The following is a 9,771-nucleotide window of genomic DNA, read 5'->3' on the forward strand; positions in this document are numbered from 1 at the left end:
CCCGATACATCTGATGGAAAGAGCAGCCGGCCAGCGGCCGGCACTACCCGGCGCCGCGCGGCCCGTTGGACCGCGGCAACGCCCGGATCAGGCCGCTTCGGGCGCCGGCTTGTTCAGGCCCAGCCAGCCGCCGATGATGCCGCGGGCTTCATCCACGCCCTGGCGGGCGGGACCGGAGAAGGTCTGCACGCTGACGGTATCGCCGAAGGAGGACTGCAGTTCCTTGCGCACCTTCTGCAGGGCGATGCCCTGCTGGCCACGGCCGAGCTTGTCGGCCTTGGTCAGCAGCGCGTGCGCCGGCAGGCCGCGCTGCACCGCATAGGCGAGCATCTGGCGGTCGTAGTCCTTCAGCGGGTGACGGATGTCCATCACCACCACCAGGCCACGCAGGGCCTCGCGGGTACGGAAGTACTGGTCGATGAACGCCTGCCAGTGCGCCTGCAGATCCAGCGGGACCTTGGCGTAGCCGTAGCCGGGCAGATCGACCAGCTTGGCCTCCGGGGTGACCTCGAAGAACACCAGCTGCTGGGTGCGGCCGGGGGTCTTGGAGACCCGGGCCAGGCTGTTCTGGCGGGTCAGGGCGTTGAGGGCACTGGACTTGCCAGCATTTGAGCGACCGGCAAAGGCGACTTCCGCGCCCACGTCTTCCGGCAATTGCCGGGTGTTGTGGGCCGAAAGCAGGTATTGGGCGCGTTCGAGGAGCAATGACATGGGCATAGGATCGCATGTCCGGGCCCGATCCGCGCTGCCCGCGCTCGGTTTTGCTGCACCCTGCGTTGACCGTGGCGTGAAACGGCGTTGATAATCGGGCGATCCCCGTGGTTGCGGTCCCGCAACCGCCAGCCCGGTCCACACGGAGCTTCCGCATGCGCCATGCTCGCGTTCTTGCCGTTTCCGCACTTGCTGTATCGCTGCTCGCCGCCGTTGCCGTTGCCCAGACCTCGATCACGCCCCTGCCGGACAACGGGCCGATCAAGACCGCCTCGCTGGAGGTCGATTTCAGCAAAACCACCTGGGGCGATCCCAAGGCCGGGCAGACCAAGGCGGCCGCCTGCGCGGCCTGTCACTCGGCCGATGGCAATTCCACGGTGGAGATGTACCCGAGCATCGCCGGCCAGAGCGAGCGCTACAGCGCCCAGCAGATGGCCCTGATCGCCAATGGGCAGCGCACCTCCGGGGCTTCGGCGGCGATGGTGCCGTTCGTGCAGGACCTCACCCCGCAGGACATGCGCGACATCGGTGCCTACTTCGCCACGCAGAAGGCCACGGCCGGCATCGCCGACGATGGCGCGGTGACCGAGGGCCCGTACGCGGGCAAGAAGTTCTATGAGATCGGCCAGCAGCTGTATCGCGGCGGCGATGCCGAGCGCGGCATCCCGGCCTGCATGGCGTGCCACGGCCCCACCGGCGCGGGCAATCCCGGCCCGGCCTACCCGCATATCAGTGGCCAGCACGCAGCGTATGTCGCGCGCCGCCTGCAGGAGTATCAGGCCGGGACCACCCAGGAAACGGACAAGGCCCACTTCCAGATCATGGCCTCGATCGCCAAGTCGTTGACCGAGCAGGAAATCCAGGCCCTGGCCAGCTACCTGCAGGGCCTGCACAACCGGGCCGATGACGTCGCCGCAGCCGCCACCCCGGTCGCCGGAGGCGCGCAGGCTCCCTGACGACCGCCCACCCCGCAGCGCATCCCCTTGGTCGGATGACCGATGCGGACGCCCCGGCCGGCGGGGTATGTTCACTGGCACGCCGGCGACTGGGCCGGCGTCGTTTTTTCTGTATGGAGATGGATGTAGATGACGTTGATGCCCCGCCTGATGTTGTTGCTGCTGGCCCTGAGCCCGTTGACCACCCTCGCTGCCACCCCGGCCCCGCTGGTGGAGGGCAAGGATTACGAACGCATCGCCGATGCCGGTCCGTTCGCGCCGCTGGCCGGCAAGATCGAAGTCGTGGAGATGTTCGGCTACACCTGCCCGCACTGCGCGCACTTCGAGCCGCAGCTGGAAGCCTGGGCCGCCAAGCTGCCCAAGGACGTCCGCTTCACCCCGGTGCCGGCCGCTTTCGGGGGCGTGTGGGATTCGTTTGCCCGCGCCTACTACGCCGCCGACCAGCTGGGCGTGGCCAAGCGCAGCCATCGCGCCATGTTCGATGCCCTGCATGAGAAGGGCTCGCTGCCGATGCAGAACGTCTCGCCGGATGAACTGGCCGCGTTCTACCAGGGCTTTGGCGTGGCCCCGGCGCAGTACATCACCGCGCTCAAGAGCGACGCCGTGGATGCCAAGGTCAAGGCCGCCCGTGCCTTCGCCCTGCGCACCAAGGTGCCCGGCACGCCGACGCTGATCGTCAATGGCGTGTACCTGGTCAAGGGCGACTCGTTCGAGTCGATGCTGCGCAATGCAGATGCCCTGATCGCCCGTGCGCGCAGCGGCAAGGCGCTCTAACAGCGCTCGCTGAACCATCACGCACCGTGCACGCGGGACGCTCGTTTCCGCGTGTCATCATGCTTCCCTGGCCGACGCTCCCAGCGTCGGTCCCACCATGCTCATCCGCTGGAGATGCTTCGATGAAGACCCGTTTCGCCATTACGCTCATGGCCCTGCTGCCGATCCTGGCTGCCTGCAAGGCGCAGGACGGTACCGCCAACACCACCGCCCCGGCCGAACCGGCCGCGCCGAGCAGCACCCCGGCCACCGAAACGGCCCCCCCGAGCGAGCAGGCCCCGGCCGCCAGCGGTGAAACCGCCGCCGCCGAGACCGCCGCTGCCGAAGCCACCACCCCGGCGCCGGCGCCGGCCTCGTCGCGCCCGACCGGCCCGGAGCCGGTTGCCGGCACCGACTATGTGGTGATCGAGAATGGCCAGCCGTTCCAGCCGGCCACCGGCAAGATCGAAGTCGCCGAAATCTTCGGTTACGTGTGCCCGGCCTGCGCCGCGTTCCAGCCGCTGATCGGGCCGTGGAAGGCCGGTCTGCCGAGCGATGTCAATTTCGTCTACGTGCCGGCCATGTTCGGCGGCACCTGGGATGACTACGGCCGTGCGTTCTACGCCGCGCAGGCCATGGGCCTGCAGGAAAAGACCCACGAAGCCATGTACGCCGCGATCCATGCCGAGCAGAGCCTGAAGGGCGAGCGCGGCCGTGATTCGGTCGACGACATCGCCAACTTCTACGGCAAGCACGGCGCCGACCCGAAGCAGTTCGCCGCGATGATGGGCAGCTTCGCCGTCAACGCCAAGACCAACTCGGCCAAGCAGTTCGCCCAGCGCAGCAAGATCTCCGGCACCCCGTCGGTGATCGTCAACGGCAAGTACCTGGTCAAGGGCAAGGGCTTCCCGGACATGCTGCGCATCGCCGATCACCTGATCGCGCGCGAACGCGCCGGCAAGGCCAACTGATCCAGCGATAGCGAACCGTCGTGACCTCCCCCCACACGCGGACCCTGCGCCTGCTGACGGCCAATATCCAGGCCGGTTCGAGCACCCGCCGCTACAGTGACTACGTGACCCGCAGCTGGTCGCATGCACTGCCGGCCGGGCGTAAGCGAACCAGCCTGGATGCCATCGCGCAGATGGCCCGCGAACACGACATCGTCGGCCTGCAGGAGGCCGATCCCGGCAGCCTGCGCTCGGGCTTCACCAACCAGACCCACTATCTGGCCGAGCGCGCCGGCTTCAATTACTGGAGCCACCAGCCCAACCGCCGGATGGGTGGGGTCGCCTCCAGCGCCAACGGCCTGCTCAGCAAACTCGAGCCGGTCGAGGTCCAGGACCACGCCCTGCCCGGCCGGATCGGCGGGCGCGGCGTGCTGCTGGCCAAGTTCGGTGAAGGCAGCCAGGGCCTGGCGGTGGCGGTGGCGCATCTGTCCTTGGGGACCAATTCGCGCATGTCGCAATTGGCCTTCATTGCCGATCTGCTCTCCGACCACCCCAACGCCGTGCTGATGGGCGATTTCAACTGCCTGGCCGAACGTCCCGAAATGCAGGTGCTGTACCAGAAGACGACGCTGCAGCCGCCAGGCTGCGTGGTGCCGACCTTCCCCAGCTGGCGCCCGGACCGGGCGATCGACCACATCCTGCTCAGCGACGGCCTGCAGCAACGCAGTGCCGAAGCCGTGCCGGCCGCGTTCTCCGATCACCTCGCACTGGCGATGTCGATCGATGTGCCGAGCAGCGCGCTGCGCTGACCCCTGTGCACCCGCCGCCCTTGCGCGGCGGGCATCGTGAGCGTGTAAACAGGCTGTCCACAGCGCCTGTGCGATAAATCCCGCCGTCTGCCGCTCCGGCACCGGGAGTATCCCCCACCCCATGAGTACCGTGGAGCCGCCTCTGCCCGAGGTGCGCACGCTTCGACCCGTGTTCCTGCTTGCCGCCACGATCGTGGCGGCATTCGCCATTCTGGTCACCGTGTTTCCCATCGATGCCGGCGTGATGCTGCTCGATGCCCAGACCTGGGCCTCGCGCAATGTCGGCTGGTATTACCTGCTGGCGATGACCGTGTACCTGGTGTTCGTGGTCGGCGTGGCGTTGTCCGGCTATGGCAACGTCAAACTCGGCGCGGACCATGACGAGCCGGAGTTCAGCTATCTGTCCTGGGCCGGCATGCTGTTCGCCGCCGGCATCAGCATCACCCTGTTCTTCTTCTGCGTCTCCGAGCCACTGACCCATTACCTGTTGCCGCCGCAGGGCGGCACCGGCAGTGGCGAGGCCAGCGCGCGCCAGGCCATGCAGCTGCTGTTCCTGCACTGGGGCCTGCATGGCTGGGGCGTGTTCGCGCTGGCCGCGATGGCGCTGGCCTACTTCGCCTACCGCCACAACCTGCCACTGGCGCTGCGCTCGGCGCTGTATCCGTTGATCGGCAAGCGCATCAACGGGCCGATCGGCTACACCGTGGATGCCCTGGGCATCGTGGCCACCGTGTTCGGCCTCGGCGCGGACATGGGCTTTGGCGTGCTGCATCTCAACGCCGGCCTGAACACCTTGTTCCCGGTGCCGCACGCGGCCTGGGTGCAGGTCGGGCTGATCGTGCTGATGATGGGCGCGGCGATCACCGTGGCCGTGTCCGGCGTGGAGAAAGGCGTGCGCTGGATGTCCAACATCAACATGCTGCTGGCGATCTCGCTGCTGCTGTTCATGCTGTTCGCCGGCCCCACCCAGTACCTGCTCAATGCCTTCATGCAGAACATGGGCGACTACCTGGGCAACGTGGTCGGCAAGAGTTTCGATGTGTACGCCTACGGCGGGCGCCCGGACTGGCTGGGCAACTGGACGGTGTTCTACTGGGCCTGGTGGATCGGCTGGGCGCCGTTCGTAGGTTTGTTCATCGCGCGCATCTCGCGCGGCCGCACCATCCGCGAATTCGTGCTCGGCGTGCTGCTGATCCCGCTCGGCTTCACCCTGGCCTGGCTGTCGATCTTCGGCAACAGCGCGCTGGACCAGATCCTGCATCACGACCAGGTACACCTGGCGCAGATGGCGGTGGAGAACCCGCCGACCGTGCTGTACGCGCTGCTGGAGAGCTATCCGTGGAGCCGCGCCGTCATCGCGGTCACGGTGATCGTCAGCTTCATCTTCTTCGTCACCTCGGCCGATTCCGGCACGGTGGTGCTGTCCACGCTGTCCTCGCAGGGCGGCAATCCGGAAGACGACGGCCCGCGCTGGTTGCGCGTTTTCTGGGGCGTGATGACCGGCCTGGTCACCGCCGGACTGCTGCTGGCCGGCAGCATGGATGCACTCAAATCCGCGGTGGTGCTGGCCTCGCTGCCGTTCTCGGTGGTGTTGCTGCTGATGCTGTGGGGCCTGACCCGCGCGCTGGGCGAAGAGTCGCAGCGCAAGAAAGCCTCGCAGTACTCGCCGATCCCATTGATCGGGCAATCGCGACACCAGCGCGGCTGGCGCCAGCGCATCACCCAGGCGGTGCATTTCCCGGTCCGCGACGAGGTGTACCGGTTCATGGATACCGATGTGAAGCCGGCGATCGAAGCCGTCGCGGCGCAGCTGCTCGAACAGGGCCTGGATGTGCAGACGAAGTTCGAGCCGGGTCACATGGAGCTGCTGGTGGACCATGGCGAACAACAGGTGTTCACCTACCAGGTGATCATGCGCGGCTACCTCACGCCTTCGTTCGCCGCGCAGCGCTTCCGCAACCAGCGTTACTACCGCGCCGAAGTGCATCTTTATGAAGGTGGACAGGACTACGAGCTGTTCGGCTACAGCCGCCAGCAGATCATCAACGACATCATCGATCAGTACGAGCGTCACCTGCAGTTCCTGCATCTCACGCGTTGACGCACTGATCTCCCGCTGCAAAGGAGTCACCGACATGCCTACCCTCCCCGACCAGCTGCTGTACATCGGCGGCCGCTACGTTCCCTCCCAGGGCGGACAGACCTTCCAGGTCATCAATCCGGCCAACGGCGAGCTGCTCGCCAACGTCCACAGCGCCAACAGCGACGATCTCGACGCTGCCGTGGAGAGCGCCCAAGCCGGCCAGAAAGCATGGGCCGCGCTGACCACCGTGGAGCGCTCGCGCATCCTGCTGCGGGCGGTCGCGCTGCTGCGCGAGCGCAACGATGCACTGGCCGAGCTGGAATCGCGCAACACCGGCAAGGCCCTGAGCGAAACGCTCAGCGTGGACGTGGTCACCGGTGCAGACGTGCTGGAGTACTACGCCGGCGTCATGCACGGGCTGGAAGGCAGCCAGGTGCCGCTGCGTGAGAGCAGCTTCTTCTACACCCGGCAGGAGCCCCTTGGCGTGGTCGGCGCGATCGGTGCCTGGAACTACCCGATCCAGATCGCGCTGTGGAAGGCCGCCCCCGCGCTGGCCGCCGGCAACGCGATGATCTTCAAGCCCAGCGAAGTGACGCCGCTGACCGCGCTGAAGCTGGCGGAAATCTTCACCGAGGCCGGCCTGCCCGATGGCGTGTTCAACGTGCTGCCTGGCGATGGCGCCGGCGTCGGCTCGGCATTGACCGAGCATCCGCTGATCGAGAAGATCTCCTTCACCGGCGGCACCGCCACCGGCCGCAAGGTGATGGCCAGTGCCTCCAGCTCCACGCTCAAAGACGTCACCATGGAGCTGGGGGGCAAGTCGCCGCTGATCATCTGCGCCGACGCCGATCTGGACCTGGCCGCCGACGTGGCGATGATGGCCAACTTCTACAGCTCCGGTCAGGTATGCACCAACGGCACCCGCGTGTTCGTGCCGCGCAGCACCCTGGCCGCGTTCGAAGCCAAACTGCTGGAACGGGTCAAGCGCATCCGCATCGGCGACCCGCTGGCCAAGGACACCAACTTCGGCCCGCTGGTCAGCGCCGCGCACATGCAGCGCGTGCTTGAGCACATCGGCAGCGGCAAGGCCGAGGGTGCACGGCTGGTCTGCGGCGGCGAACGGCTGACCGACGGCGCGCTGGGCAAGGGCTGCTATGTGGCACCGACCATCTTCAGCGATTGCCGCGATGACATGCGCATCGTACGCGAGGAAATCTTCGGGCCGGTGATGAGCCTGCTGGCGTACGACGACGAAGACGAGGCCGTGCGCCGCGCCAACGACACCGATTACGGTCTCGCCGCCGGTGTGGTGACGCCGGACCTGGCGCGCGCGCATCGGGTGATCCACCAGCTCGAGGCCGGCATCTGCTGGGTCAACAGCTGGGGCGAATCGCCGGCGCAGATGCCGGTGGGCGGCTACAAGCAGTCCGGTGTCGGCCGCGAAAACGGACTGGCCACGCTGCGTGCCTACACCCGCACCAAATCCATCCAGATTGAACTGGACCGCTACGCGTCGGTGTTCTAACCGGCCTTACCAGGAGACACCGCGATGAAGCGCGAGTACGACTACATCATCATCGGCGCCGGGTCGGCCGGCAACACGCTGGCCGCACGCCTGACCGAAGACGCCGGCGTCAGCGTGCTGCTGCTGGAAGCCGGCGGCCCGGATTACCGGATGGATTTCCGCACCCAGATGCCGGCCGCACTGGCCTATCCGCTGCAGGGCCGCCGCTACAACTGGGCGTATGAAACCGAGCCGGAGCCCTACATGAACAACCGGCGCATGGAGTGCGGCCGCGGCAAGGGCCTGGGCGGCTCCTCGCTGATCAACGGCATGTGCTACATCCGCGGCAACGCGATGGACTTCGATCAGTGGGCCAGCTTCGATGGTCTGGAGGACTGGAGCTACCACGACGTGCTGCCGTACTTCCGCAAGGCAGAGACCCGCGACATCGGGGCCAACGATTACCACGGTGGCGACGGCCCGGTCAGCGTGGCCACCCCGAAGAACGGCAACAACGTGCTGTTCCACGCGATGGTCGAGGCCGGTGTGCAGGCCGGCTACCCACGGACCGATGACCTCAACGGCTACCAGCAGGAAGGCTTCGGCCCGATGGACCGCACAGTGACTCCGCGCGGGCGCCGCTCCAGTACCGCGCGCGGTTACCTGGACATGGCCAAGGACCGCGAGGGGATGGAGATCGTGGTGCACGCCACCACCGACCGCATCCTGTTCGCCGGCAAGCGCGCGGTGGGCGTGCGCTACCTGGCCGGCAACAGCGCCGAGCCGATCGACGCTACCGCCCGCCGCGAGGTGCTGCTGTGCGCCGGTGCGATCGCCTCGCCGCAGATCCTGCAGCGCTCTGGGGTGGGCGCGCCGGCGTTGCTGGCCGCACTTGGCGTACCGCTGGTGCACGACCTGCCCGGCGTCGGCGAAAACCTGCAGGATCACCTCGAGGTGTACATGCAGTACGCCTGCAAAAAGCCGGTCTCGCTGTACCCGGCGCTGCAGTGGTGGAACCAGCCGGCGATCGGTGCGGAATGGCTGTTCGCCGGCACCGGCATCGGTGCCAGCAACCAGTTCGAGGCCGGTGGCTTCATCCGCACCCGCGAGGACTTCGACTGGCCGAACATCCAGTACCACTTCCTGCCGGTGGCGATCAATTACAACGGCACCAACGCGGTCAAGGAACACGGCTTCCAGGCGCATGTGGGCTCGATGCGCACGCCCAGCCGCGGGCATGTGCATGCCAAGTCGCTGGACCCGCGTGAGCACCCCTCGATCCTGTTCAACTACCAGTCCACCGATCAGGACTGGCAGGAATTCCGCGATGCGATCCGCATCACCCGCGAGATCATCGCCCAGCCCGCGCTGGACGAGTACCGCGGCCGCGAGATCAGTCCGAGCGCCGAGTGCCAGACCGATGCGGAACTGGATGCCTTCGTGCGCGCGCATGCCGAGACCGCCTACCACCCCTCCTGCTCGTGCGCGATGGGCACCGATGCGATGAGCGTGGTGGACGGCCAGGGCCGTGTGCACGGGATGGAGAGCCTGCGTGTGGTGGATGCCTCGATCATGCCGCGCATCATCACCGGCAACCTCAACGCCACCACGATCATGATCGCCGAGAAGATCGCCGACCGGATCCGGGGGCGTGCTCCGCTGCCGCGCAGCACGGCGGCGTATTACGTGGCCGGGGACGCACCGGCCAGGCGCTGAGGGCGCCGCGATCCATCGGTAGGCGCCGAGCGTTGGTCGGCGCACGAATCCGGGCAATGCCAGCCGCTGGCCGGCATCGCGCACATCCCGGTAGTGCCGGCCGCTGGCCGGCTCCTCGCATCCTGGTAGTGCCGGCCGCTGGCCGGCTCCTCGCGTCCTGGTAGTGCCGGCCGCTGGCCGGCTCCTCGCATCCTGGTAGTGCCGGCCGCTGGCCGGCTCCTCGCATCCTGGTAGTGCCGGCCGCTGGCCGGCTCCTCGCGTCCTGGTAGTGCCGGCCGCTGGCCGGCTC

8 protein-coding genes are annotated in these 9,771 nt (G+C 67.4%); 7 read left to right on the forward strand and 1 reads right to left on the reverse strand.

Annotation, left to right across the window (positions count from 1 at the left end; all coding sequences use genetic code 11):
* Positions 1 to 87: 87 nt before the first annotated feature.
* Positions 88 to 711, reverse strand: a complete 624-nt coding sequence (gene yihA / locus ABE546_RS18330; RefSeq protein ID WP_070473671.1) for a ribosome biogenesis GTP-binding protein YihA/YsxC — start codon at positions 709 to 711, stop codon at positions 88 to 90.
* 155 nt (positions 712 to 866) lie between these two features.
* Between yihA and ABE546_RS18335 the strand changes: the two genes are divergently transcribed.
* The 7 genes from ABE546_RS18335 to betA all read left to right on the forward strand — a co-directional run bounded on the left by ABE546_RS18335 (position 867) and on the right by betA (position 9,482).
* Positions 867 to 1,667 (forward strand): c-type cytochrome, encoded by an 801-nt coding sequence (locus ABE546_RS18335; protein ID WP_313219603.1) that lies wholly within the window; start codon positions 867 to 869, stop codon positions 1,665 to 1,667.
* Positions 1,668 to 1,796: 129 nt separating this feature from the next.
* Positions 1,797 to 2,441, forward strand: a complete 645-nt coding sequence (locus ABE546_RS18340) for a thiol:disulfide interchange protein DsbA/DsbL (protein ID WP_313219602.1) — start codon at positions 1,797 to 1,799, stop codon at positions 2,439 to 2,441.
* Positions 2,442 to 2,563: 122 nt separating this feature from the next.
* A complete protein-coding gene (locus ABE546_RS18345; protein ID WP_313219601.1) occupies positions 2,564 to 3,391 on the forward strand; it encodes a thiol:disulfide interchange protein DsbA/DsbL in 828 nt (275 codons plus the stop codon).
* Between the two features lie 50 nt (positions 3,392 to 3,441).
* Positions 3,442 to 4,179: an endonuclease/exonuclease/phosphatase family protein gene (locus ABE546_RS18350; RefSeq protein ID WP_172838073.1), complete on the forward strand. Its 738-nt coding sequence runs from the start codon at positions 3,442 to 3,444 to the stop codon at positions 4,177 to 4,179.
* A 121-nt stretch (positions 4,180 to 4,300) separates the two neighbouring features.
* Positions 4,301 to 6,280: a choline BCCT transporter BetT gene (betT, locus tag ABE546_RS18355; RefSeq protein ID WP_313219600.1), complete on the forward strand. Its 1,980-nt coding sequence runs from the start codon at positions 4,301 to 4,303 to the stop codon at positions 6,278 to 6,280.
* A 34-nt stretch (positions 6,281 to 6,314) separates the two neighbouring features.
* Positions 6,315 to 7,787 (forward strand): betaine-aldehyde dehydrogenase, encoded by a 1,473-nt coding sequence (gene betB, locus ABE546_RS18360; RefSeq protein WP_346464648.1) that lies wholly within the window; start codon positions 6,315 to 6,317, stop codon positions 7,785 to 7,787.
* A 24-nt stretch (positions 7,788 to 7,811) separates the two neighbouring features.
* Entirely contained in the window at positions 7,812 to 9,482 is a 1,671-nt protein-coding gene (betA, locus tag ABE546_RS18365; protein WP_346464649.1) for a choline dehydrogenase, read from the forward strand.
* Positions 9,483 to 9,771: the final 289 nt, after the last annotated feature.

It is taken from the genome of Stenotrophomonas sp. TWI377 (assembly GCF_039674525.1).
GTDB lineage: Bacteria > Pseudomonadota > Gammaproteobacteria > Xanthomonadales > Xanthomonadaceae > Stenotrophomonas.

Bases quoted from the DNA above. Each gene is read 5' to 3' on its own strand.
- ABE546_RS18335 (WP_313219603.1), top strand. From the start codon at position 867: ATGCGCCATGCTCGCGTTCTTGCCGTTTCCGCACTTGCTGTATCGCTG.
- ABE546_RS18340 (WP_313219602.1), top strand. From the start codon at position 1,797: ATGACGTTGATGCCCCGCCTGATGTTGTTGCTGCTGGCCCTGAGCCCG.
- betT (WP_313219600.1), top strand. From the start codon at position 4,301: ATGAGTACCGTGGAGCCGCCTCTGCCCGAGGTGCGCACGCTTCGACCC.
- betA (WP_346464649.1), top strand. From the start codon at position 7,812: ATGAAGCGCGAGTACGACTACATCATCATCGGCGCCGGGTCGGCCGGC.
- yihA (WP_070473671.1), bottom strand. From the start codon at position 711: ATGTCATTGCTCCTCGAACGCGCCCAATACCTGCTTTCGGCCCACAAC.
- betB (WP_346464648.1), top strand. From the start codon at position 6,315: ATGCCTACCCTCCCCGACCAGCTGCTGTACATCGGCGGCCGCTACGTT.
- ABE546_RS18345 (WP_313219601.1), top strand. From the start codon at position 2,564: ATGAAGACCCGTTTCGCCATTACGCTCATGGCCCTGCTGCCGATCCTG.